18 protein-coding genes are annotated in these 24,655 nt (G+C 71.9%); 4 read left to right on the top strand and 14 right to left on the bottom strand.

Going from position 1 to position 24,655, the window contains the following annotated elements:
• Position 1: 1 nt before the first annotated feature.
• From PKF00_RS13860 to PKF00_RS13840, 5 genes are read right to left on the bottom strand one after another with little or no spacing between them, the layout of a single operon-like run.
• Entirely contained in the window at positions 2-1,336 is a 1,335-nt protein-coding gene (locus PKF00_RS13860; RefSeq protein ID WP_271217889.1) for an FAD-dependent oxidoreductase, read from the bottom strand.
• A complete protein-coding gene (locus PKF00_RS13855) occupies positions 1,333-2,445 on the bottom strand; it encodes a methyltransferase (RefSeq protein ID WP_271217888.1) in 1,113 nt (370 codons plus the stop codon). Before PKF00_RS13855 ends, PKF00_RS13860 begins: the two co-directional genes overlap by 4 nt.
• Positions 2,423-3,907: an MFS transporter gene (locus PKF00_RS13850; protein ID WP_271217887.1), complete on the bottom strand. Its 1,485-nt coding sequence runs from the start codon at positions 3,905-3,907 to the stop codon at positions 2,423-2,425. Before PKF00_RS13850 ends, PKF00_RS13855 begins: the two co-directional genes overlap by 23 nt.
• Positions 3,900-8,171, bottom strand: a complete 4,272-nt coding sequence (locus PKF00_RS13845) for a non-ribosomal peptide synthetase (protein ID WP_271217886.1) — start codon at positions 8,169-8,171, stop codon at positions 3,900-3,902. The genes PKF00_RS13850 and PKF00_RS13845 overlap by 8 nt, the downstream gene beginning before the upstream one ends.
• A complete protein-coding gene (locus tag PKF00_RS13840; RefSeq protein ID WP_271217885.1) occupies positions 8,168-9,565 on the bottom strand; it encodes a condensation domain-containing protein in 1,398 nt (465 codons plus the stop codon). The genes PKF00_RS13845 and PKF00_RS13840 overlap by 4 nt, the downstream gene beginning before the upstream one ends.
• Before the next feature lie 210 nt (positions 9,566-9,775).
• On the opposite strand from PKF00_RS13840, the gene PKF00_RS13835 reads away from it, so the two are divergent.
• The gene (locus PKF00_RS13835) at positions 9,776-11,326 is read left to right on the top strand and encodes a glycoside hydrolase family 3 protein (RefSeq protein WP_271217884.1); all 1,551 of its coding nucleotides are present in this window, start codon (positions 9,776-9,778) and stop codon (positions 11,324-11,326) included.
• 259 nt (positions 11,327-11,585) lie between these two features.
• On the opposite strand, the gene PKF00_RS13830 is transcribed toward PKF00_RS13835, so the two are convergent.
• The 3 genes from PKF00_RS13830 to PKF00_RS13820 form a co-directional block, all read right to left on the bottom strand.
• A complete protein-coding gene (locus PKF00_RS13830) occupies positions 11,586-12,296 on the bottom strand; it encodes a PIG-L deacetylase family protein (RefSeq protein ID WP_271217883.1) in 711 nt (236 codons plus the stop codon).
• Positions 12,296-13,456 carry a class I SAM-dependent methyltransferase gene (locus tag PKF00_RS13825; protein WP_271217882.1) on the bottom strand — a complete coding sequence of 387 codons (1,161 nt, stop codon included), beginning with the start codon at positions 13,454-13,456 and terminating at the stop codon, positions 12,296-12,298. The genes PKF00_RS13830 and PKF00_RS13825 overlap by 1 nt, the downstream gene beginning before the upstream one ends.
• 191 nt (positions 13,457-13,647) lie before the next feature.
• Positions 13,648-14,826, bottom strand: coding sequence for an ROK family transcriptional regulator (locus PKF00_RS13820; protein ID WP_271217881.1), 1,179 nt, complete (start codon positions 14,824-14,826; stop codon positions 13,648-13,650).
• A 315-nt stretch (positions 14,827-15,141) separates the two neighbouring features.
• Between PKF00_RS13820 and PKF00_RS13815 the strand changes: the two genes are divergently transcribed.
• From PKF00_RS13815 to PKF00_RS13805, 3 genes are read left to right on the top strand one after another with little or no spacing between them, the layout of a single operon-like run.
• Positions 15,142-16,818, top strand: coding sequence for a condensation domain-containing protein (locus PKF00_RS13815; RefSeq protein ID WP_271217880.1), 1,677 nt, complete (start codon positions 15,142-15,144; stop codon positions 16,816-16,818).
• Positions 16,819-16,838: 20 nt separating this feature from the next.
• Positions 16,839-17,288 carry an RrF2 family transcriptional regulator gene (locus tag PKF00_RS13810; RefSeq protein ID WP_271217879.1) on the top strand — a complete coding sequence of 150 codons (450 nt, stop codon included), beginning with the start codon at positions 16,839-16,841 and terminating at the stop codon, positions 17,286-17,288.
• A 10-nt stretch (positions 17,289-17,298) separates the two neighbouring features.
• A complete protein-coding gene (locus PKF00_RS13805; protein ID WP_271217878.1) occupies positions 17,299-18,078 on the top strand; it encodes a DNA-formamidopyrimidine glycosylase family protein in 780 nt (259 codons plus the stop codon).
• A gap of 8 nt (positions 18,079-18,086) precedes the next feature.
• Here PKF00_RS13805 and PKF00_RS13800 read toward each other — a convergent pair whose 3' ends face one another.
• From PKF00_RS13800 to PKF00_RS13775, 6 genes are all read right to left on the bottom strand, one after another.
• Entirely contained in the window at positions 18,087-18,446 is a 360-nt protein-coding gene (locus PKF00_RS13800; protein ID WP_271217877.1) for a helix-turn-helix domain-containing protein, read from the bottom strand.
• Positions 18,447-18,650: 204 nt separating this feature from the next.
• On the bottom strand, positions 18,651-19,154 hold the full coding sequence (locus PKF00_RS13795) for a CinA family protein (RefSeq protein ID WP_271217876.1): 504 nt from the start codon (positions 19,152-19,154) through the stop codon (positions 18,651-18,653).
• Positions 19,151-19,756 (bottom strand): CDP-diacylglycerol--glycerol-3-phosphate 3-phosphatidyltransferase, encoded by a 606-nt coding sequence (gene pgsA / locus PKF00_RS13790; RefSeq protein WP_271217875.1) that lies wholly within the window; start codon positions 19,754-19,756, stop codon positions 19,151-19,153. Before pgsA ends, PKF00_RS13795 begins: the two co-directional genes overlap by 4 nt.
• 25 nt (positions 19,757-19,781) lie before the next feature.
• On the bottom strand, positions 19,782-21,191 hold the full coding sequence (gene rimO / locus PKF00_RS13785) for a 30S ribosomal protein S12 methylthiotransferase RimO (RefSeq protein ID WP_271217874.1): 1,410 nt from the start codon (positions 21,189-21,191) through the stop codon (positions 19,782-19,784).
• A 69-nt stretch (positions 21,192-21,260) separates the two neighbouring features.
• Positions 21,261-22,004 (bottom strand): helix-turn-helix domain-containing protein, encoded by a 744-nt coding sequence (locus PKF00_RS13780; protein WP_271217873.1) that lies wholly within the window; start codon positions 22,002-22,004, stop codon positions 21,261-21,263.
• An 82-nt stretch (positions 22,005-22,086) separates the two neighbouring features.
• The gene (locus tag PKF00_RS13775; RefSeq protein ID WP_425582272.1) at positions 22,087-24,612 is read right to left on the bottom strand and encodes a DNA translocase FtsK; all 2,526 of its coding nucleotides are present in this window, start codon (positions 24,610-24,612) and stop codon (positions 22,087-22,089) included.
• Positions 24,613-24,655: the final 43 nt, after the last annotated feature.

Here is a 24,655-nt window from a genome sequence, read left to right as displayed (position 1 = left end):
GTCAACGGCCCTTCCGGTTCCGCCGTGCCCTGAGCGCCGCACCGGCCACCACACCGGCGACCAGCGCGGCGAGGCCGCCCGCTCCCGCCCGGCGCAGGATCGCGTCCTGACGCCGGGCACGGGCCAGCGCGTCCGCGTACGGGGTGGTGGTGTGCGAGACCATCGTGTAGAGCGGGACCCACCGTCCCGGCAGGAGCCGGGCGAGCAGCAGGTCGGCCTTCTTGCGGGCCAGGTGGAGCGGGGATCTGAGCCGGTCGCGCAGCTCGACGAAGTTCTGTTTGGACAGTTCGTCCAGCACGTCGGTGTGGGGCTTGCGCAGTCGCTGGTAGGCGGCGAACGCCGCGCCGAGGTCGCCGGGGTGCTCGCCGAGGCAGCGGTCCAGGACCGTGCAGTCCTCGAGCGCGGAGTTCATGCCCTGGCCGTAGAAGGGGTAGACCGCGTGGCAGGCGTCGCCGATCAGCGCCACCCTGTCCCGGTAGTGCCAGTGGGAGGTGCGGATCGACACCAGGTGGCCGACCGGGTGCTCGGCGTACTCCTTGGCGAGGTACGGCATGAGCTCCAGCGCGTCGGGGAAGCGCTCCTCGAAGAGCGCCTCGGGGTCGGTGATCTCGTCGAACCGCTCGACCGGCAGGAAGAGGGTTCCGGTGAGGGAGTTGTCGCGGTTGGGGTGGGCGACGATGAGGGCGTCCTCACCCGGCCAGACGTGCAGCGCCTCCAGCCTGGTCCTGGCCGAGCCGTCGTCGGCGGCCGGGATGGTCAGCTCCTTGTAGCCCCACTCCAGGAACTCCTGGTGGTTGTCCGCCGTGAGGCCGTGCTGCATGCGGGTCCGCACCTGCGAGAACGCGCCGTCGGCGCCGATCACGGCGTCGCCGGAGACGGTGATCTCGGCTCCGGTCTCCTCCTGGACCAGGCGTACGGCCGCCGCCTCGCGGTCGAGGTCGACGAGCCGGTGCCCGAAGTGGAAGCTCACCCCGGCCTGTGCCTCCGCGTGGTCGACCAGCGTGGTGATCAGGTCGCGGCGCAGCACCGAGTGGAGGATCTCCCCGTCGTGCGCGCCGTAGGGCTGGAAGGGGGCCCCGCCGCCGGGCAGGTGGATGGCCCTGCCTCGCATCGCCACGGTGAGCGGCCACAACGTCCCCATCAGGCCGACGTCCTCGAGCGCCCTGATGCCCCTGGCCGACAGGCCCAGGTTGATCGATCTACTCTCGTCCTCGTCGAGGAGCCGGGGGTCGGGACGCCGCTCGTAGACGTCCACCTGGAACCCTCGCCGTGCCAGGTAACAGGACAGGAGCGTGCCGGCCGGTCCCGCGCCGACGACGAGGATCCTGCGCGTCATCGGCCTTCCTCCATGGTCCAGGCGGCGGGGAGCAGGGGGCGGGCCCCGGCTTCCGGGTGCGGGGCGGACGGCACGGCCGTCTCGGGCAGCCGGGCGACGAGCAGCTCGTCGGGGCCGCCGAGGCCGCGCCGCTCGGCCACTTCGAACCCGGCGTCGGCCAGCCAGCCGGCCACGTCGGCGAAGGTGTGGGTGCGGCCGCCCTGGGTGACGGCGAGGTTGAGGCTGAAGGCCCTGATGAACGCCTCGGTCACCGGGGGCGTCTCCCGGGGCAGGTCCGCGAACGTCTCGAGGACCAGCACCGTGCCGCCCGGCCGCAACGCGGCGGCGACCCTGCCGAGCAGCTCACGGTTGGCCGCCTCGTCGAACCCGTGACAGAGGTTGAACAGCAGCGCGGTGTCGTAGCCCGTGCCGAGATCACTCCTGGTCACGTCGCCGGGAAGCGTGGTGACGCGCCCGCCCAGTCCCGCCTCCTCGATCCTGGCCCTGCCGCCCTCGAGGGCGGCGGGCAGGTCGACGATCGTCGCGGTGAGTTCCGGGTGGACCTGGCAGAAGGCGATGCTGTAGCGGGCGTGGCCGCCACCGACGTCGAGCAGCCGCCTCCCCGGAGCGGGAGCGCTCTCCGCGATGAGCGGGGCGAGCCCCGCCGCCATTCCGTCCAGCATGGTCTGGAACTCCCGCAGGGTGTCCGGGCGCCTCTCCAGCCACGCGTAGAAGTCGGCCTGCGGCCTGCCGGTCCTGACGGACTCCTCAAGCCCGTCCCACAGTTCGCCCAGCAGGTCCTGCCAGAAGGCCAGGGCGGGGGCGTAGCTCCAGGGGGCCCGCCGGTCGAGGGAGCCGGCCGTCATCGGGCTGTTGGCGTAGCCCCCTTCCTGCGTCCTGTCGAGGTAGCCGAAGGAGACGAGCGCGTCCAGCAGCACGGGCAGGGTTCCCGCGTCCGTGCCCGTCCTGGCCGCCAGCTCCGCCACGGGGAGCGGGCCTGACAGGAGCGTCTCGAAGACCCCTAATCGCTGGGCTGCGCCGGCCGCGCGGAACGCCATCGACCCGATCAGGTCGAGGTGCGGTCCTGGCGCCTGGTATCTGAGGTCCTCAGGGTCGAGATAGAACGGCATCGCTGTCTCCTTGCGCGGTTCGCGCGGTCTGCGCGACGTCGGGCGACTCGCTCCCCGCCTCCGGGCCCGCCTCCCCGCCGTGCCCCGAGGGGCCGGCGGGGGCGTCGGGGTCGCCGGAAGGCCGGTGCGCGACGGGGGTCTCCTGGGTGACGGGCTCCGGTCGGTGCACGTCCTCGGCGTCGGGAAGTTCGGTCTCCACCCCGCGGAGGCGGGGCTGGAGGTACAGAAGCGGGGCGAGCACCAGCAGGGCGAGGCCCGCCATGAGGAAGACGGCGGCGACGCCTCGTCCTCTCCCGGTGCCGATCACGGCGCCGAGGCTGCTCGCGAGGGCTCCGTCCCGCGCCATGGCGGGTTCGAGGACCCGGTCGACGAGGGGACCCGCGAGCAGGTAGGCGAGCACGGTCGCCGTCTGGGTGAGGGTGCGGACCGTGCTGAGCACCCGGCCGAGCGCCGCCGGTTCCGTCTTCAGCTGCAGCACGGTCATCGCCGTGCCCTGCACGAACGGGAGTGTGAACAGGAAGGCGGGTGCGACGACCGCGATCAGCCAGGGTGAGGGGGCGAGGCTGTGCAGGGCGAGCAGCGCCCCGCCGAGCGCCGCGAACGCCACGACGCCCCGCACCCTGCGTTTCGGGCCGCCCCACGCGCTCAGCGCGAGGCCGCCGGCGAAGACGCCCGCGCCGCCCGCGAACATCAGCGCGCCGAGCACGGCCGCCGACCCGAACGACAGGATCAGCGGCTGGACCAGCACGCCGGACATGCCGAACAGCAGGTTGTAGACGGCCAGCAGCACGACCAGCCGGAACAGGCCGGGCCTGGCCCGCAGGTGCCGCCAGCCGAACGACAGGTCTCTGCCCAGCGGCTGGGACTCGGTGACGGCGCCGCCGGGGCGGGTGACCTCGGCCGGCAGCCGTACGGCGAACATGACCACCCTGGTGACCAGGAAGGTGGCGAGGTCGATCACGACGACGCCGGTGATCCCGACGGTCACCAGGAGCGTTCCCGCCAGCAGCGGCGCCGCGATGTGGACCGCGTCCGCGACCTGCATCAGGCCGTTGGCGCGGCCGAGGTGCCGCTGCGGCATGATCAGCGGCATCATCGAGTGGTAGGCGGCCATGTGGAAGGCGCCGAAGACGGAGCCGACCACCGTGATCACGTAGACGTGCCAGACCTCGAGCGCGCCGCCGGCCAGCAGCACCGCCAGGACGCCCGTCGTCACGGCGGCTCCGGCGTCGGCGGTCATGAGCATCCGCCTGCGGTCCAGCCGGTCGGCCATCGACCCCGCCAGCGGCGACAGCAGCACCTCGGGAAGCACCGCGCAGAGCATGATCAGCACGAACTCGGTGGCCGAGCCGGTGCGCTGGTAGACCCAGACGCCGAGCACGAACCCGGTCAGGCTCGACCCGATGATCGACAGCAGCTGCGCCGCCCAGATCACGACGAATCTGCGGATGCCGTCATGCACGGCAGCCTCCGACGAGCACCCCGGTGTCGACGTAGTGGTCCAGGTAGCGGTCGAGCAGCTCGGCGTCGGCGGCCGGGCAGGCCAGCCCGGCGCGGGCGAGTCTCTCCTCGGTGGCCGAGCAGTCGAAGGACGGCCCCGCCTGCTCGCCGTACTCGGCGAAGAAGCCGGGGTAGAGGGCGATCGGCAGGTCGTCGCCGACGGCGAGCCGGTCGCGGACCAGCCTGCGCCACTCGTCGCCGGGGGTGAGCCGTACCGGGAAGCCGTGCCTGGTCAGGCCCTCGGCCAGCACTGCGGAGCGCAGCGTGCGGGGGTTGTGGTAGTGGAAGTCGCCGGTCGCCCCGCTCGACGCCAGGTGGACGATCGCCGAGGCGACGTGGTCGACCGGCGCCATGTCGAGCCGTTCCCCGTCGGGCACCGCGCCCAGCCGCACGCAGGTCTCGAAGAGCCTGCCGAGGAAGTCGCCGGGCATGGCCTGTCCCGTGCGGCTGTCGGCGGAGACCCTGGCGGGGCGGTGGATCGAGATCGGCAGCCCGGTGCGGCGGGCCGTCTCGGCCAGCCGGTCGGCGACCCACTTGCTCTGGTCGTAGCCGAGGTGGAGCAGGCCGGGATCGGGCAGCGGGTCCCCCTCCCTGACCGTGCGCTCGCCGGGGGTCAGGTGCACGCCGAGGGTGGACACCAGGTGGACGGGGGCGGTGATCCGGCCGCTCGACGCCAGGCGCAGGATCTCCAGGACGCCGTCCACGTTGGCCCCCCGCAGCCGCCGGTACGGCAGCGCGAAGTTGACCAGGGCGCCGTTGTGCACGACGAGGTCGACCGTGTCGGCCAGCTCGGTGAAACGCCCGTCCCACAGGCCGAGTCTCGCGACGCCCAGCTCGCCGCTCTCCGGAACGATCCTGTGGGCGACCCGGTCGTCCCACAGTCCGTACCGTTCGAGGTTGGCGCGCAGCCGCTCGGCGGGCTCGTCTCCCCTGACCAGGCAGTGGACGGTCGCCTCCGTGACGCGCAGCAGCTCGGCGAGGAGGTAGGCCCCGAGGAAGCCGGTCGCCCCGGTGAGCAGCACCCGGCGCGGCGGCCCCTGGGGGATCGGCGCGCCGCCGAAGGCGACGTCGCCGGGCAGGACCGCCTCCGCGCGCAGGTCGACGACCTCGGCCGGCCTGCCGCCGACGACCTCGGCCAGTTCCGCCAGGGTCGCGGCGGCGAAGACCTCGGTCATCGGGACCGTGACCCCCAGCTCGGCCGCGACGGCGGAGACGACCTGCGGCACCAGCAGCGAGTGGCCGCCCAGGGCGAAGAAGTTGTCCTTCCTGCCGGGTTTCGCGCCGAGCATCCGCGCCCAGATCTCGGCGAGCGCCCGTTCCGTGCCCTGCCTCGGCGGCTCGTACGGCGGCGCGGCGTCCCGGTCGGGCTCGGGCAGCGCCCCGAAGTCGACCTTGCCGTGCGGGGTCAGCGGCAGGGCGGGGAGCGTGACGGCGACCGCGGGGATCATGTACGCGGGAAGCCTGCCCGCGAGGAAGGCGCGCAGTCCGGCGGTCGTGGGCGGTTCGCCGACGAGGTAGGCGATCAGCCTCCGGCCGTCGGCGACGACGACGGCCTCGCGGACCCCCGGGCAGGCGAGGCACGCCGCCTCGACCTCGCCGGGCTCGATCCGGTTGCCGTTGACCTTCAGCTGCCGGTCGGTCCTGCCGAGGAACTCCAGGTTCCCGTCGGGACGCCGCCTGGCCAGGTCGCCCGTGGCGTACATTCTGGCTCCGGCGCGCGGGGAGAACGGGTCGGGCACGAACCGGGCCGCGGTCAGCCCGGGACGGCCGAGGTAGCCGTGGGCCAGGCACTCCCCGCCGATGTGCACCTCGCCGGGCACGCCTGTCGGGGCCGGGTTGCCGTGCCGGTCGAGGACGTAGACGCGGGTGTGCGGGAGCGCGGCGCCGATCGGCAGATGGGTGGCCGCGCCCAGTTCGGCGCCGTCGACCGTGCGGTAGGAGGTGGCGCAGACGGTCGCCTCCGTCGGGCCGTAGTGGTTGTGGAAGGCCACCCGCCCTCCGGAGAGCCTGGCCCAGGTCCGCAGGCGCTCGACCGGGATGCTCTCCCCGCCGACCATCATCGTCGTGAGCGGTTCGCCGACCTGGACGCCCGCCGCGTCCAGGTCGTCGACCCACTGCTGCCACAGGGCCGAGGCGGCGTCGACCATGGTGACCGCGCGCCTGGCGCACAGCTCCGCGAGCGCGGGCCCCGTGAGCGAGGCGGTCTCGGGGTGCAGCACCAGGGCGGCGCCGCTGATCAGCGCGGGGAAGACGTCTCCCGCCGAGGCGTCGAAGCTGAGCGGCGGGACCATGAGCACCCGCTCCCCCGGGCCGAACCCGTGCAGGTCGCGAAACGACCTGGCCAGGTGGGAAAGGGTCCGGTGGCCGACCATGACCCCCTTGGGGCTGCCGGTCGAGCCGGAGGTGTAGATCACGTAGGCGGCCTGGTCGGGGTGCCTGAGCGCGCTCCTGGGCGTCTCGGCCTCCTCCTCCGCCGCCGCCCACAGGGCGAGGTCGGCGCGCGTCACGACCGGCCCGGTGAACCCGGCGAACTCCGCCCCGTCGGCGATCACCACGGCCGCGCCGGAGTCCGCCAGAAGACGGCCGAGTCGCTCGGCGGGCTGGGCGGGGTCCAGCGGCACGTAGGCGGCTCCCGCCTTGAGGACGCCCAGCAGCGCCACGATCGCCTCCGGGCTCGCGGGCAACCCGAGCGCGACCCGCGCGCCCGGGTGGACGCCGTCCCCCGCGGGCCGCGCCTGCGCCAGCAGGGCGCGCAGCCGGGCGGCGAGGGCGTTCGCGGCCCGGTCCAGCTCACCGTAGGTGAGCACCGCCTCCTCGGTGACGACGGCCGGGGCGTCCGGGGTGCGGGCGGCCTGCCGGGCGACCAGATGGTCGAGCAGGAGGGCTCCCGCGTCCCAGGCCAGGTCCTCCGGGGGTTCGCCGAGGACGATCGCGCGCTCGGACTCCGGCAGGATCTCCAGCTCGGACAGCCGACGCCCCGGGGCGTCGACGATCGAGCCGAGCAGCGTCTCGAAGTGGACGGCCATCCGCTCCACGGTCGACCGGTCGTACAGGGCGGTGCTGTAGTCGAACATCAGCTGCAGGTGCGTCGGGTAGACGACCACGTTCAGGGCCAGGTCGTACTTGGCGGCCACCAGCCCGGAGACCACCGGCTCGGAGCGCAGGCCCTGGAGCTCGATCGAGCCCGCCTCGGGGTTGCCGAGGGTCAGCATCGTCTGGAACAGCGGGGTCCTCGCGGGGTCGCCGCCGAGCCGCAGCTCGCCGACCAGCCGTTCGAACGGCACGGCGGCGTGGCCGTACATGGTGAAGGCGCGCCGCCGCACCCGCTTGAGGATCTCCTCGAACGACGGGTCGCCTCCGAGGTCGGCGCGGATGGCCAGGGTGTTGATGAAGATGCCGAAGACGGACTCGAAGTCCTCGTCGTCACGCCCGGCGACGGGGGTGCCGACGCAGAAGTCCTCCTGCCCGCTGTAGCGGGACAGCAGAACCTGGTAGGCGGCCATGAGGGCCATGAACGGGGTGCACCGCCTGGTCCTGGCCAGCTCGGTGAGCCGCTGCCACAGTTCGAGCGGGACGCGGTGGATCACCAGCTCTCCGTCGGTCGACCGTACGGCGGGGCGCGGCCTGTCCGTCGGCAGGTCGAGCACCGAGACGCCCGCGAGCTCCCTCGCCGGGCCCGCGACGTCCGCGGGTCGCTCGTGCTGCCCGCGCACATGGTCGCCGTACTGCAGGGACGGCGGCGCGAGCGGCGAGGGCAGTCCCGCGGCGAAGGCGGCGTACAGCTCGGCCAGCTCGGCGAACAGGATCTCCTCGATCGACCAGGCGTCCCCGGCGATGTGGTGCATGACCAGCAGGAGGATGTGCTCCTGCGGCCCGACGCGCAGCAGGCTCACGCGCAGCAGCGGTCCCGCGGCCAGGTCGAACGGCTGGTTGCTCCGCTCGGCGAGCGCCTCCTGGAGCGCCTGGTCCTCGGAGGGCGCGTCGAGACGCTCCATCACCACGGGCGTCGGGTCGAGGACTCTGGCGACGGGGGCGCCGCCCGCCTCGGGAAAGACCGTGCGCAGCGCCTCGTGCCTGGCGACGATCTCGCTCAGCGCCTGTTCCAGGGCGTCGGCGTCGATCCGCCCGGTCAGCCGCTCGCAGACGACTATGTTGTAGGCGCCGTCTCCCGGCGTGAGCCGGTCGAGGAACCACAGGCGCTCCTGCGCGGGGGAGAGCGCGCTCACGCGTTATCTCCCCGCAGCCGCGAGACCTCCTCGGCCATGCCCGCGATGGTGGGGGTGTCGAAGAAGACGTCGAGGGAGACCTCGACGCCCAGCCTGCGACGGGCCCTGGCGATGATCTGCGTGATGGTCAGCGAGTGGCCGCCGAGGTCGTAGAGGTCCTCGTCGAGGCCGATGTCGTCGAGGCGGAGGACCTCCTGCCAGATCTGGCGTACCTGTGCGACCACCTCGTCCTCCTGTTCCGAGGACGGGGAGGCGGCGTTTTCTGCCGGGGAGAACAGCTCGGTCACTGGGGGCTCCTCGTCGGGTTCTGGGTGGACCGGCGCGGCCAGGTCGGCGACTTTCGCGCGCGGTTCTGCGGCGATCGCGCGCAGCAGGGCGCGCAGGTGCCCCGCCACGCGGGCCACGTCGTCGTGGCCGATCGCGAGCGGGTTGAAGCGGAGGCCGAGGGTGAGGCTCATGTCCCCGTCCACCGCCTCGAGGTGCAGCACGCCACGGGCCGCGCCGTTGAAGACCGTCCACTCGACGCCGGTGCCGACTCCCGGGAAGTACGGCGCCGCCGCCCTCCTGCGGTAGCCGAGCAGGACGGGGCGCAGGACGGTCTCCGGCGGCGCGTGCCGGTGCCGGTAGAGCTCGCGCAGCTCGGATCTGACCGCGCGCAGATAGACGGGAAGGGTCTCGTCGAGGCTCGGGCAGGCGGCGAACGGCATCTCGGCGACGAAGGGGCCTATGTGGTCGCGGGTGTGGTCGGTGCGGGTGCCGAGGGCGAGTGCGAGCGGTGAGCCCGTGTTGCCGTAGCGGCGCAGCAGCACGCCGACGGCGGCCACGAGCAGCTCGAACCTGGTGGCGCCCAGGGTGGTCGCGGCGGCGGCGAACGCCTGGAACTCCGCCCCCGCGAGCACCATCTCGACGATCTCGCCGGGGCCGACGCCGTGGGCGGTCGCGCGCAGCCCCGGCAGGACGAGTCCCTGCGGGGCGTGTCCCCTGTCCCGCCAGAACGTCCGTGCCGCCGTACTGTCCGCCTCCGCCGCCTCGGCGGCCGTGCCCCGCTCGCCGTACGGCACGGCGGGCCCGGGCGGCGCGGCGCGTGAGAAGTACGCGTCGGCCAGGTCGTGGACCAGGACGTCCTTCGAACAGCCGTCGAACACCCTGCCGTGTGCCGTGAAGATCAGCCTGTTGCGGTCCCGCCCCACCCTGACCAGGGTGAACCGGGCGAGCGGGCCGTTCTCCAGGTCGAAGGGTCGGGCCACCTCGGCCGCCGCGACCCCCGGGTAGCGCTCGGGCGACGACTCGACCCTGGCCACCCTGACCGGGCCGAGCACGGGGTGCCGCTCCGCTACGGCGGCGCACGCGCGCAGCAGCGCGGGAACATCCAGGGGGCCGTTGAGGTGGAGCACCAACGGAATCCCTCGCAAAGCGAAGGAGGCGTGCGACATCCTGTCCGTCTCCCTCTTGGGTGACTTCTCTTCGGGCAGGGTGACAGAGGGCATAAGTCGCCCCCGAAATAATTTATTAGGAAAGTTTCTTGTTTATTTGCGCAACCCGAATGCTACACATGTGGTACGTCTGAAACAAGCGACATGTAATGAATCGAGCCGGAGGCGTTGATGATCGTTCGCGGGGGCCTGAGTGGCGCGAGCCCCGAACTGGCCGGGCTTGCCGACACCGTGCTGCAGCCGGGCTTCGTGGGGGTCGAGGTACCCGACTGGCTGCGCAGACGGCTCGCGGAGGGGCTTGGCGGGGTTGCGCTCTACTCCCGAAATCTTGTAGACAGCGCGCAGGTCAGGGCCCTGACCGCCGCCCTGCGGGCGGAGAACCCCGACGTGGTGATCGCCACGGACGAGGAGGGCGGTGACGTCACCCGCCTCGAGGCGCTCACCGGCAGCTCGCGCCCCGGCAACCTCGCGCTCGGCGCGGTCGACGACCCCGAGCTGACCGAACGGGTGGCCAGGGGGATCGGGGCCGACATGGCGGAGGCGGGCATCACCCTCAACTACGCCCCCGTGGTCGACGTCAACTCCGACCTGGACAACCCCGTCGTCGGCACCCGCGCCTTCGGCTCCGACCCCTGGCTGGTCGCCCGGCACACCGCCGCGTGGGTCACGGGGCTGCAGTCCGCCGGGGTCGCCGCCTGCGCCAAGCACTTCCCCGGGCACGGGGCGACCGCCGTCGACTCCCACAACGACCTGCCGACGGTGTCGTACTCCGTGGAGGAGCTGGCCGCGACGACGCTTCCGCCGTACCGGGCCGCCATCGAGGCGGGGGTCCAGGCCGTGATGACCGGTCACCTGCTCGTCCCCGCCTACGACCCCGACTCCCCCGCCACGATGAGCGGCCGTCTCCTGGTCGGCCTCCTGCGCGAGGAGCTCGGCTTCGACGGGCTGATCGTGACCGACGCCGTCGAGATGCCCTCGGTCGCCGAGCGGTACGGCGTGACCGGCGCGGCCGTGCGCGCCCTGGCCGCGGGCGCCGACGCGATCTGCGTCGGCGGCGAGCGCAAGGGCGCGGGCGTGGTCGGTTTCATGCGCAACGCCATCATGGCCGCGGTGATCGACGGCACGCTGCCCGAGGAGCGCCTGGCGGAGGCCGCGGCCCGGGTGCGCCGCCTGGCCGCCTGGTCGGCCGAGCAGCGCCGGGTGACGTGGGCGACGGGCGGGGCCGGCCCCGACTCCACAGACTCCGCGGACCCCGCGGGGCTCGCGGCGGCCAGGCGGGCCCTGCGGGTCCGCGGCGAGGGGCTTCCGCTGACCTCGGCCCCGCAGGTGATCGAGTTCGTGTCCGAAACCAACATCGCCATCGACAGGGCGACCCCCTGGGGCGTCGCCGCGCCGCTGGCCGCGCTGCTCCCCGGCACGGAAGGAGTGCGGCTGGGCGCGGACGATCCGCTTCCCACCCCGGCCGACGGGCGTCCCCTGGTGATCGTGGTGCGGGACGCCCACCGGCACGCCTGGGTCTCGGCCGGGCTCGACGCCCTGCTGGCGCGGCGTCCGGACGCGGTCGTGGTCGAGATGGGCCTGCCGGGCCCCCTGACGCCCGGCGGCACGCACATCACCACCCACGGCGCGACGACCGTCTCAGGCCAGGCCGTGGCCGAACTCCTGTCAGGCGGAACCCCGACGGCCGCCCCCCTCGCAGGCCTCACCACACCGGCCGTCTGAGAAGTCAGGTTCCGGCTTGGGCGCGTCGGTGTCTGGACTGAGGCCTGGCTTGGGCGCGTCGGTGTCTGGACTGAGGAACGCAGGAGCGCAGCGACGGAGTGACGAGGGAAGACGCCGACTCGGAAGCGCCCAAGCCCGCGACGCGCAGCGTCGCAATGAGACAGCAGGAGCGAAGCGACGGAGTGACGAGGGGAAGACGCCGACGCGGAAGCGCCCAAGCCCGCGACGCGCAGCGTCGCAAACAAGCAGGGCGGCGCCGTCAGGCGTCGCGAGGCGACACAGTCCACACCAGCTCGTGCTGGAGCGGCCCGGGCATGGCGAGGAACTCCCCGTAGTCGCAGGCGAGCGGCGCGAGCTGCGAGGCGTAGGAGAGCACGGCGCGCCGCTTGAGCGCCCACTCGTCCTCCTCGAGCCGGATCCGCGGCTCGGGGCGGATCCGGTGCCGTTCGGCGAGCGTCCGGACCGGCGGCTTGGCGGCCAGGGCCTCCGCCGCCGAGTCCGCGCCCCACTCGCGGACCACCGAGGCGTAGGGGAGGTCGGCGTAGATCTGCGGCCGGGCGGCGTCGAGTCCGCCCAACGCGTCGAGCGCCTGGTCGCGGACCGCCTCGTGGTCGGCGTTGCCGATGCCCATCGGGAGCAGCACCTGCGTCTCCCCGGTGACGTGCTCGGCGAGGAAGTCCTCGAGTCCCCGCAACCGCAGCGCCCTGGCGGGGACGTCGGGATACTCCAGCACCACCTGGTCGACGCCGAGGATCTCGCACGCCCTGGCGTCCTCGGCCCGCCGTTCCCGCACCGTCTCCTCGGCGGAGGCGAAGCCGGAGAGCCTGTCCCACGCCGAGTGCCCCTCGGCCGGGACGCCGCCGAGCACGGTGACGATCACCGCGGGCCCCTCGCTCCTGGAGAGCACCCCGGCCACGGACATGACCGCGTCGTCGAGATGCGGCGAGACCACGATCGTGCGCCAGCTCATCACACGTCTCCGTTTCCGGTCGGCACGGGGTTCCTGGTCAGCACGAGTCCTCGGCTGCCCCGCTTGCGCAGGTAGGCCAGTCCGTCGCAGACGAACTCCAGCGTCGGCGGGGCCAGCTCGACCCGCTCGGCCACCCGCCAGGTCGACTGCTCCCTGAGCCAAGGCCAGACCACGTCGTTGAGCTGCCCGGTCTCCAGCGCGAGAAGGACCAGATCGGTCGGCAGGGCGTCGAGCAGCGCCAGGTCCTGGTCGTAGTAGAGCATCTCGATCAGCAGGTAGGCGGCGGCGGGACGCTTCCCGTCCTCGGCCAGGTCCTCCAGGCTCTCGGACGACACCTCGGCCCCGGAGGGCGCGTGTGCGATCAGCCTGTCCCTGAACGAGTCGTTCGGCTCGGTCGCCTGGACCGCGTACCCCTTGCCCGCCAGCCTGCGGGTCAGCTCGCCCTCGCAGGCCCCGACCTCCACGATCGGCCCGTCGGCGGGAGAGACCCACCGGGTGACCCAGGCCGCCGTGGCGTCGAGTCTGTCGGCCTCGTACGGCGAGCGGCCGAACTCCCAGGGGTCGTCCGCCACGGCGGCGTCCTCCCCCAGGCTGGAGATGAGCGCGTACAGCCGGTTCGCCCGGGTCGCGTCAGCGGCGAAGAAGCGCTCGACCACCGGCACCCGGTCGGTGGTGACGAGCCGGTCGGGCACCCGGCTGCGCAGCAGTTCCCCGGCGTGCCGGTTGATGAAGTCGATCTTCGCCTCGGCCTCGGGCGCGGTGATCGCGACCGCCTCGTCGGGAACCGTCTGCAGGAACAGGTTGTCGCCGACCGAGTAGGTCACCGCCAGGGCGGGAACGGCTCTGGAGACGATCCAGCCGAACCTGGCCCTGCGGATGCGGTGGTCGGCCGGAGAGTGGGTCCACACCTCCTCCGGCGGGCCGTCGAGCCAGGCCGCCACCTGTTCCGGCGTGGGCAGCGCCTCGGTGTTGCCCCCCGCCCGCACGAGCGGCGCGAGGAGCTCGAACCGCTCCCTCAGCGACAGGCCTCCGGGCAGGGTCACACGCGCTCCGGAGTGACCGACCAGGACCCCGACGTCCCGGTCGGCATGGCGTCTCAGAACGGATGCGAACTCGAGGACGACGTCCTCGGCATGCAGAACGGCGATGACAGCCGCCATAGCTCCCCGATCCCCGATCACGGATGAGTGTCATTTCCATGACATTTCCGCGCCAGCATAGACGATCTTCCCGCCCTCGCAACGGGGGGAACGGGAAGATCGTCTGTTCTGTCGGGCAATTGACGGCGTTCCGGCGCACTCCTGCTCACAGGACCGCTCCATAACACGCGTAGGAGCGATCCATAACATTCTCAGGAGGCGAAGATCTCCTCCCGCGCCTGGTCCAGCGCGGCGATGACGGCTCCGCGCAGCACCGGGTTGCCGCTCACCTGACTGGGCACCACCTGGGGGCGCACCGGGCAGATGCGGGCGACCGCCTCCTCGATCCTGGTGGTGAACACGTCGCCGCCCGCCTGGCTGACCTCTCCGGCGAGCACCACGAGCCCGGGGTCGAGCACGACGCACACCGACGCCACGCCCAGCGCCAGCCGTCCGGCGATCTCGTTCAGCAGCGGCTCTCCCCGCTCCCCCGCCTCCACGGCCGCCGCCACGCACTCGGCCGCGCTCCCACCCACGAACCCGTAGGTCCCGGCGAGTTCCGTCACGGCCTCCGCGCTGACCAGCGACTGCAGACCTCCGGCGAGCGAGGGCAGCCTTCCCGGCACCGCCCGCACGTCCTCGGCCAGCGGCACGCCGGGCACCGGGAGGTAGCCGATCTCGCCCGCGCTGCCGGACAGGCCGCGGTGCAGCCTGCCGCCGAGCACGACGCCGAGACCGATGCCCCGGCCGACCCAGAGCAGCACGAAGTCGTCGGCGCCCCTGGCCGCGCCGCGGGCGCGCTCCGCGACCGCGACGAGGTTCACGTCGTTCTCGATCCGGACGTCGCGCCGCAGGTCACGGGCGAGGGCCTCGTGGATTCCCTCGTGCCAGCCGGGCAGGTCGAAGGAGAAGCGCACGTCCCCCGTGCGGGGGTCGACGACACCGGGGGTGCCGATCACGACCGCCCGCAGCTTGGACAGCGCGACCTTCGCCGAGCGGCACGCCTTGACGACCGCGCTGTGCACGAGGGCGACCGGATCGTCGTGCCCGTGCGGCGCGACCGCGACCTCCGCCACGATCTCTCCGTGGATATCGGCGATGGCCGTCGTCACGAATTCCGGGCCGACATCCAGGCCCGCCACATAGGCTGAGGAAGAAATGATCCCATAAAGTGCGGCATTGGGGCCTCTCCCCCCTGCCTGCTCTCCTGCCACCTCGACCAGACCGCGCTCCTCCAACCGGGCCAGCGTCTGTGACGCCGTCACCTTGGAAAGGCCGGTGAGCTCCCCGATCTGGCCCCGCGTCAGCGGTCCCGAATCAAGCAACAGCTCCAGGGCGGCCCGGTCGTTGATCTCCCTCAGCAGCCTGGGCACGCCAGGACGTCGCTCCATACGCATGCTCTCTTGTTCGCCGTTTCCCCGTCGCAATTACATTCAGGTAAGAATAGCGGTTCTATTCATTAATAAAGCTTCCTGATAGTTTAGCCCCGTGGGGGGCCCGCAGGGGGTCCCGGGGGTGCCCTGGGCCACGTCATCCCTCCTCGCCAGCGCCTCGCCGTCGCCGCCTCCCCGCCCTCACAGCGCGGGATCCCCGTGAAATCAGGGCTTGCGACGCCCCGTCATCGCGTGGAACACTCCGGGAAACGGGAAATGGTAAAGATTCTTTTCAGTAAGACTCTTGCGGCGTGTGGCGAGGCAGGTCTCGACATGGAAACCGTCATCAGGATCACGGCCTGCTACGCGGGGCGACCGACCCGACACGGACCCGTCACGATGGGCCAGGCGAACATGGCGCGTTGCGTGCTGCGCGACCCGCCACTGCACATGAACTTCCGTGAGACCAGACCCCTTCCCCCGGAGACCCCCCTGGCCTCCGTCGTCGAGGCGGTCGGGCGGCTGCTCTCCCGGCACGAGAGCCTGCGGGCCACGATCCGCTCCGGCACCCAGCTGGTGTCCGGTTCGGGCACGCTGCCCGTCGAGGTGCACGTCATCGAGGAACAGCTGGACGAGCACGGCCTGGACGAGCGGGCGGAGGAGATCGGCCTGCGGATCCAGGGCGTCCGGTTCGACGTGGAGAACGAGCTGCCGATCCGGGTCGCGGTGGTCACCCATGAGGACACGCCCCTGCGGATCGTCTTCGTCCTGTCCCACACCTGCGTGGACGAGGTCGGGCTGGCCACCGTCATGCGCGAGTGGGAACGGCTGGTCAGGGGCGAGGCCGTGCCCGAGCCGTGCCCGACGCAGCCCCTCGAGATGGCACTCGAGGAGAAGGCTCCGTCCGCCCGGCTGCGCACCGCGGCGGCCCTGCGGCACTGGGGAACCCAGCTCGCGCGGGTGCCGCAGTCCATGTTCGCGATCGACGAGACGGCCGACCCGCAGGCGCTCCGCCCCCGGCTCAGGGTCCGCTCCGCGGTGGCGGGCGAGGCCCTCGGCGCCGTCGCGAGCCGTACCGGGGCCAGCAGGTCCGTGGTCACGCTCGCCGCGCTGGGGACGCTGATCGGCATGCGGGCCTCCCAGCGGACCTGCGTGGTCGCCTCGCTGACGAGCAACAGGATCCGCCCCGAGGTGCGCGACTACGTCGGCCCGCTCGCCCAGGACGCGCTGATCGCCGCCGACCTCGACGTGCCCACCTTCGACGAGGCGGTCCGCCGCTTCCGCACCGCCTCCCTCACCGGATACCAGCACAGCCGGTTCGACTCGACCGCGCTCTGGCAGCTCATCGAGGCCGTCAACGCCGAACGGGGGGTGAACTTCGCGCGTGACTGCGTCTTCAGCGACATGAGCGGGGTCGCCCTGGCCGAGCGGGAGCCCCCGCCCTCCGGCGACGTCGAGTGCCGCTGGCTGCCGGAGGCCTCCTTCCCCGCCCACCTGGCGCTGTGGACCAACCGCCTCGAGGACGAGGTCGACCTGACGTTCTGGATCGACCCCCGGGTCATGTCGCGCGCCGAGGCGGAGACGTTCGGGACCGGTCTCGTCAGGTTGCTGATCGAGGCTGCCAAGCGGGTGATTTCCCTGCCGGAGGTTCCGGAGGTCTCCGGGGTCACGCCCGTCGAACACGGTCCCGGCTGGGTGTACACCGACTCCTGCTGGGTGAACCTGGAGGCCGTGGACCGGCTGGTCCGCGAGGCCGTGAGAGGGCGGCCGCATCACGTGGTCCACGACGCCGACGGGCGTCTGACCTGCCACGTCGCCTCCGGAACCCCCGAGGAGATCCACGCCGCGTGCCTGGCGCTGCTGCCGGGCCGCACCTCCGCGATGGCCCCGCACCACTACGTGGTCCACCGGCCCGCGCCCGGCGACGCCTGGCTGCGGACCCCTGTCGTCACCGAAGGTCACGGCCGCGAGTTGGATTTTTCTGGGACCTCGCGCGTAAGCAGTCAATAGCAGGCGGGATAATCGATTACATGCGTCTATCCGCTCGTGTCGACTATGCCCTACGTGCCGCCGCCGAACTCGCTGCCGCGGGTGACGGACCTACCACTGTGGGTGAGCTGGCCAAGGAGCAGGACATGCCGCCCAAATACCTGGAGAACATCCTCCTGCAGATGCGGCGGGCCGGTCTGGTCCGCGGCCAGCGCGGCCCCGAAGGGGGCTACGTGCTGGCCCGTCCGGCCTCGGAGATCACCCTGGCCGACGTGATCCGCGCCGTGGACGGCCCGCTGGCCAACGTGCGGGGCGAGCGCCCCGAGCACGTCGGCTACCGTGGCCCCGCCGAGGCGCTGCAGCAGGTCTGGATCGCGCTCCGGGCCAGCGAGCGGGCGATCCTGGAGGAGGTCACGCTCGACAGCGTGGCCACGGGTGCGCTTCCCGAGCGGGTCCGGCAGCTCGCCGCCGACCCCTCCGCCTGGGACTGAGCCTCCTCCCGTGCCCGAGGGTGACGTCGTCTACCGCACCGCGAGACGGCTGGGCCTGGCGCTCGACGGCAGGATCCTCACCCGCTCCGACTTTCGCGTGCCCAGGCACGCCACGGCCGACCTGACGGGCCGGGCCGTGCTGGAGACCGTCTCACGCGGCAAGCACCTGCTCACCAGGGTCGACGGCGGCCTGACCGTGCACACCCATCTTCGGATGGAGGGAAGCTGGCAGATCTCGCCCGCGGGGCGCAGGCCGCCCCCGGGCGACGTCGTCCGCCTGCTGCTGGCCAACGCCGAGTGGCAGGCGGCGGGAGTGAGGCTCGGCATGGTCGACCTGCTGCCGACCGGCCATGAGGAAAGGGTCGTCGGACATCTCGGGCCCGACCTGCTCGGGACCGACTGGGATCCGGAGGAGGCGGTGCGACGCCTCGCGGCGGATCCGGGAGTGACGATCGGAGAGGCGCTGCTCGACCAGCGCAACCTGGCGGGGATCGGCGCCATCTACCGGGCCGAGATCCTGTTCCTGACGGGGATCTGGCCGTGGCGGCCCGTGGGCGCGATCGAGGATCTGGAGAAGGTGGTGGGAGTCGCGCAGCGGCTGCTGCACGCCAACAGGGAGCGTCCCAGCAGGGTGACGACCGGCGACGCGCGTCCCGGCCGGGACCTGTGGGTCTACGGCAGAGCGGGACGACCTTGCCTGCGCTGCGGGGGGCGGGTCAGTCGTGGCGAGATGGGGACGAGGCAACAGGAACGGCTGATCGTCTGGTGCCGTCGCTGCCAACCGGAGTGAACGCCCTGTCAGGCGGCCACCATGTCGTTGACCTCAGGAAACACCGAATCCGTGATGGCACCGGGCACCGTCTCGGCGATCGGCAGGCGCTCCCGCTCGGGGACGTCGCCGGCGAGCACCGGGGCGTGCTGAAGCTCGGCCAGCGCGAACTGGTCGGAAACCTCGCGCAGCACCTGTGAGAGCGGCACACCGAGGGCACCACAGATCGACGCGAGCAATTCGGAGGAGGCCTCCTTCTGACCCCGCTCCACCTCGGACAGGTATCCGAGGGAAACACGAGCCAGTGTGGACACCTCACGCAAGGTGCGACTCTGCCGCACCCTCAGCCGCCGCAGCACGTCACCGAGCAGCTGACGCAGCAGGACCATCTGTCGCTCCCTCCCCGGCGCGGGCGCCTTCACGACACCCCGCGCGATCGGTTCGTGCCGCCCGTTCTTCGAACGCGACCCTTCGTACATACTCCTCGCCGTCATCACTTGACCTTTACCTCACTCACAGCTCCACCGTACCTGTATCCACCAACCCTGCGGCAGACCGTGGTGAGCATGTTCGCTGGGGACGTAACGCGGTAATCACCCGGAATGTTCCCCCAAGTTCGACTCCAGCACACCTAAAAGCAGGTCTACGGCCTCATTGACTGTCGATTGGCGAATTTCCTCACGCGAGCCTGCCAGGTGCAGATCCCGGTGCCATACCCGCCCGTCGGGACCGCTAACGGCCAGATGCACGGTGCCCACCGGTTTGCCGTCCTGCGGGTCGGGACCGGCCACTCCGGTGGCCGCCAGGCCGTACGTGGAGCCGACGAGCCTGCGGACGCCGTCGGCCATCTCGGCGGCGACCCGGGGGTGCACGGCCCCCTCACGCCTCAGCAGGTCCGCGGAGACGCCCAGCAGGCGGTGCTTGACCTCGGTCGCGTAGGACAGGACGCCTCCCGCGAAGGCCGCGGAGGCCCCCGAAGGGGCGGTGAGCGCCGCGCCGATGAGCCCCGCGGTCAGCGACTCGGCGACCGCGACCGTCTCGCCCCTGCGGACGAGCAGGGACAGCACGCTGGTCGCGGCGAGCAGGCGGTGGCTCATCGGGCCCTCGCCCGCTTCGCCACCTGCCGCAGCCGGACCGCGCGGATCACGTAGTCGAGCCCGGTGCCGACCGTCACGACGACCGCCGCGCCCATGACGACCCAGCGGATCGGCCCCGGCACCCCCGGCCACATGTAGGACACGATCGCGGCGATCTGCAGGACGGTCTTCACCTTGCCGCCGTAACTGGCGGGGATGACACCGTGCCTGATGACCGCGAACCTCAGCAGGGTGACGCCCGCCTCCCTGCCGAGGATCACGATGGTGACCCACCAGGGCAGCTCGTCCAGGACCGAGAGGCTGATCAGCGCGGCGCCGGTCAACGCCTTGTCCGCGATCGGATCGGCGATCTTGCCGAAGTCGGTGATCAGGCCGTAGCGGCGGGCCAGCTCGCCGTCGAGCAGGTCGGTGAGCGAGGCCACCAGGAAGACCACCAGGGCCGTGACCCGCCAGCCCGTGCCCGGCACGAACAGGCAGACCGCGAAGAGCGGAACCATCGCCAGCCGTATCACCGTCACGACATTGGCGATGTTCCACGCGCTCACCTTGGGGCGCGTGGTCGCCGGCGTCGGGTCGGTGCCGGTCTCTGGCGTGTTGGTCATACGCTCTCCCGGCCCGGCGGCGCACTCATGGGGCGGCCTTGATGCGGGCGATCAGGTCGACTCCCTCTGAGTCGACCACCACGGCCCTGACGATCTGCCCGGGGACCAGCCCGATGCCCTGGACCGTGACGGAGCCGTCGACCTCGGGGCCCTGGTGGGCCGCGCGCCCCTCGTAGCCGCCGTCGCCGAGGTCCTCCTCGATGAGGACGTCGACCTCGGTGCCGATCCGCTCCTCGGCCCGCTGGGCCATGAGCTCCTCGGCCAGCTCGGTGAGCGCGGCCACCCGGGCGTCGACGGTCTCCTGGTCCAGCTTGCCGGGAAGCGAGGCCGCCTCGGTGCCCTCCTCGTCGGAGTAACCGAAGACGCCGATCACGTCGAGTCTGGCCTCCTCGAGGAAGGCCACCAGCTCACCGAACTCCTCCTCGGTCTCGCCGGGGAAGCCCACGATGAAGTTGGAGCGCACGCCTGCCTCCGGGGCGCCCGCCCTGACGGTCTCCAGCAGGTCGAGGAAGCGCCTGGGGTCGCCGAAGCGGCGCATCCGTCGCAGCACCGTTCCGCTGGCGTGTTGGAAGGACAGGTCGAAGTAGGGGGCGACCCCGTCGGTCGAGGCGATCATCTCCAGCAGCCCGGGACGGAGCTCGGCCGGCTGCAGGTAGCTGACCCGCACCCGCTCGATGCCCTCGACCGCGGTCAGCGCGGGCAGCAGCTTCTCCAGCGCCCGCAGGTCGCCCAGGTCCTTGCCGTAGGAGGTGGAGTTCTCGCTGACGAGCACGAGCTCCTTGACCCCTTCCCCAGCGAGCCAGGCGGCCTCGGCGACGAGGTCGGCGGGGTCACGCGAGACGTAGGCGCCGCGGAAGGCCGGGATGGCGCAGAACGTGCAGCGCCGGTCGCACCCGGAGGCCAGCTTCAGCGAGGCCACCGGGCCGTCTCCCAGGCGCTTGCGCAGCGGCCTGGGCCCGCTGGCGGGGGCCACCCCCTCGGGCAGCTCGCCGTGGCCGGGGATGTTGGTCTTGGGAGCCGTGGCGCGCTCGACCGGTGAGATCGGCAGCAGTGTCCTGCGGTCGCGCGGACTGTGCGGGACGAGCGGTTTGCCCGCCAGCACGTCGTCCAGACGCGTGCCGATCTGGGTGTAGTCGTCGAAGGAGATGACGGCCGCCGCCTCTGGCAGGGCGTCGGCGAGCTGGTCGCCGTACCTCTCGGCCATGCAGCCCGCGGCGACCACCTTGGCCCCGGAGTCGGCCGCGGCGAGCAGCGTGTCGATGGAGTCCTTTTTCGCTGAGTCGATGAAGCCACAGGTGTTGACGACGATGACATCGGGGTCGTCGTCACCCACCTGCCAACCGGCAGCCTCAAGACGCGCGGCGAGCTCTTCTGAGTCGACCTCGTTGCGCGCGCAGCCCAGCGTGATCAGCGATGCGGTTCGGCGGGATGACATGGTGAACACTACGGTATCGGGAGTTGGCCACCACCGATGCACCTCCCCCGTTCCCGGGCGGCCTCGCGACTATCTCGGCGCGGGCGTGGGAGCCCCGTACGAGCGGTTGAGGACCTGTCCTCTGCGCCCGGGAGTCCCGAGGTCCTTCCCGTTGAGCTGCAGCGAGACGGCTCCTCCGTCGCTGAAGATGACCTTCATCCCCTTCTCCGCCCGCCACACGGAGGTTTTACCCGCCTCAAGGGTGCCCGAGAAGAGCTTCTTGCCGCTCATGTCCTTCACATCGAGCCAGGACGAGCGCTTCGCCCTGATCTGCAGGACCACGGGGTTGCTCGCCTTTCCCGCCGACAGCGACGCCGGTTTGCGGGTCGGGGCCTCCGCGGGCATGGACGGCGACGGCACGACGGGCCTGACGTCGGCCGTCGGCGTCTCCTCCCCGCCCCCCATGGTCTTGACCACGGCGAAGACCACGACGATGGCCAGCGCGACCGCCATGGCCGTCGTCCAGTTGGGCGAGCGGCTCTCCCGGATCTTGATGGGCGTGTCCGCCTGGAAGACGCTGGCCGCCCTGACCGGCAGCGGCACGCCCCCGTGCAGCTCGTCGTACTCGTGCACCATCGTCTCCGGGTCGAGCCCGACGACCTTGGCGATGTTGCGGACGTGCCCCCGGGCGTAGAAGTCCCCTCCGCACTGGGAGAAGTCGTCCCGCTCGATCGCGTGGATCAGCGCCTCGCGAATGCGCGTGCGCTCGCTCAACTGCGCCACGGTCAGCCCCGCCGACCGACGTGCCTCCGCCAAACTGCTGCCAATGCTCATGCCGCACGCCCCCAAAGCCCCCGACGCTGCGTAGTGGGTACTATTCAATCAGTAATCGGGTGTGTCCCGTACGGCGGGGGCGTCATTGGCCGCGCAGGTCCGCGAGAAGCCCGGGAAGTTCGTCCGGTTTGACGATGACCTCGCGCGCCTTGGACCCCTCGCTCGGCCCGACCACGTTCCTGCTCTCCAGCAGGTCCATCAGACGGCCCGCCTTGGCGAAGCCGACCCGCAGCTTGCGCTGGAGCATCGAGGTCGAGCCGAACTGGGTGGTCACGATCAGCTCGGCCGCCTGGACCAGCAGGTCGAGGTCGTCGCCGATGTCCTCGTCGATCTCCTTCTTCGCGGACGTCGAGGCGGCCACGTCGTCGCGGTACTCGACCTGCATCTGCGCCTTGCAGTGCGTGACGACCTCGGTGATCTCCTTCTCGGAGACGAAGGCGTTCTGCAGCCGCATGGGCTTGCTCGCGCCCATCGGCAGGAACAGCGCGTCGCCCTGCCCGACCAGCTTCTCCGCGCCCGGCTGGTCGAGGATGACGCGGCTGTCGGCGAGGCTGGAGGTGGCGAAGGCGAGGCGGGAGGGCACGTTGGCCTTGATCAGGCCGGTGACCACGTCCACGCTGGGCCGCTGGGTCGCGATGACCAGGTGGATGCCGGCGGCGCGGGCGAGCTGCGTGATGCGGACGATGGAGTCCTCGACGTCGCGCGGGGCGACCATCATCAGGTCGGCGAGCTCGTCGACGATCACCAGGAGGTAGGGGTAGGGCTGGTAGACCCGCTCGCTGCCGGGCGGCGGCACGAGCTTGCCCGCGCGCACCGCCTTGTTGAAGTCGTCGACGTGCCGGAAGCCGCTGGCGGCCAGGTCGTCGTAGCGGCGGTCCATCTCGCCGACCACCCACTCCAGGGCCTCGGCGGCCTTCTTGGGGTTGGTGATGATCGGCGTGATGAGGTGCGGGATGCCCTCGTAGACGCTGAGCTCGACCCGTTTGGGGTCGACCAGGACCATCCGCACCTCGTCGGGCGTGGCCCGCATCAGGATCGAGGAGATCAGGCCGTTGACGCAGACCGACTTGCCCGCGCCGGTGGCGCCCGCGATGAGCAGGTGGGGCATCTTGGCGAGGTTGGCCACGATCGTGCGGCCCTCGACGTCCTTGCCCAGGCCGACGATCATCGGGTGGTGGTCGGCCTGGGCCACCTGCGAGCGCAGGATGTCGCCCAGCGACACGAGGTCCTTGTCGGTGTTCGGGATCTCGACGCCGATCGCCGACTTGCCGGGGATGGGGCTCAGGATCCGGACGTCGGCCGACTTGACGGCGTAGGCGATGTTCCTGGTCAGCGCGGTGACCTTCTCGACCTTGACCGCCGGGCCCAGCTCGATCTCGTAGCGCGTCACCGTGGGCCCCCGGGTGAACCCGATGACCTGCGCGTCGATGGAGAACTGCTCCATCACGCTGGTCAGCGCGTTGACCACGACGGTGTTCGCCTTGGTCTGCGGCTTGGGCGCGCTGCCGGGACGCAGGAGCTGGGTGTCCGGCAGCGTGTAGGGACCCGCCTGCGGGGACAGGACGAGCTGCTCCACCTTGCGCGGCGCCGGGGTCGGGGCCGGCGGCTCCGCCCTGACGGGGGTGACGGCCTCTTCCTCCTCAGGCTCCTCCGCGAGCCCGGGAACGATCTCCGGCGAGTGGTCGGCCGGCTTGTTCCGCGACTCGGTGACGACGGGCGTGTCGTACGGCTTGACCGTCTCGCCCGCGTCCTGGCCGCCCGAGGACTTCTTGCGTGCGGGCCGCCTGGCGGGCCTGCCGGTCCTGGGCTGGGCCTCGCGGTCGAAGAGCATGTGCCTGATCTCGGCCAGCCGTTCGGGGATCCGGTGCACCGGGGTCGCGGTGATCACCAGCACGCCGAACCCGGACAGGATCAGCAGCAGCGGGACGGTGACGAAGGCGGGCAGGATGCTCGCCGGGGGCGCGGAGACGATGAAGCCGACCATGCCTCCCGCCGCCGAGACCTTGTCCATGCCGTCGGAGGGGCCTCCCGACGGGTAGGGCGTGTCGTGCACGACGTGCACGACCCCGAGCACGCCGACCATGAGCGCGGACCACCCGATGCTCATCCGGCCCGTGTCGGCGTTCTGGTCGGGGTGGCGCAGCAGCCGCCAGGCCAGCAGCGCCAGCAGGACGGGGATCAGCCAGGCCAGCGACCCGAAGATCCCGCGCATCGCCCCGTTGACGACCTCGGAGACCGTGCCCGTCGTGTCCCGCCAGAGGATGGCGGCCAGCGCGATCGCCCCGGAGAACACCGCCAGGCCGAGCCCGTCGCGGCGGTGCACCGGGTCCAGCTCCCTGGCGTTCTGCCCCAGGGCGCGCGCCGCGCTGCCGACGCCGCCCGCGAGCAGCATCCAGATCCCCATGAACAGCTTGCCGATCATGGTGAAGAGCCAGCCGATCGGGTCGTGCTGGGGCGTGGAGGGCCTGCGGGCCTGACTCGCGGGCTTCGCCCGCGTGGTGGTGACCCGCTTCACGGGAGTCGTGCGGGACGAGGGAGACCCGGACCTGCCCGATGACCCCTTGGCGGGGGGCTTGTCTGAGGCGCCTTTGGACGTACGGGTGGCCATGCTAGGGAGGCTAACGAGGCGGGCGGCGGATGGCGCGTAGGCT

Origin of the sequence: Streptosporangium carneum (assembly GCF_027922005.1) — a bacterium.
GTDB lineage: Bacteria > Actinomycetota > Actinomycetes > Streptosporangiales > Streptosporangiaceae > Streptosporangium > Streptosporangium carneum.
Note: the sequence above shows the minus strand (reverse complement) of the source record. Positions and strands in the feature narration are given on the sequence as shown.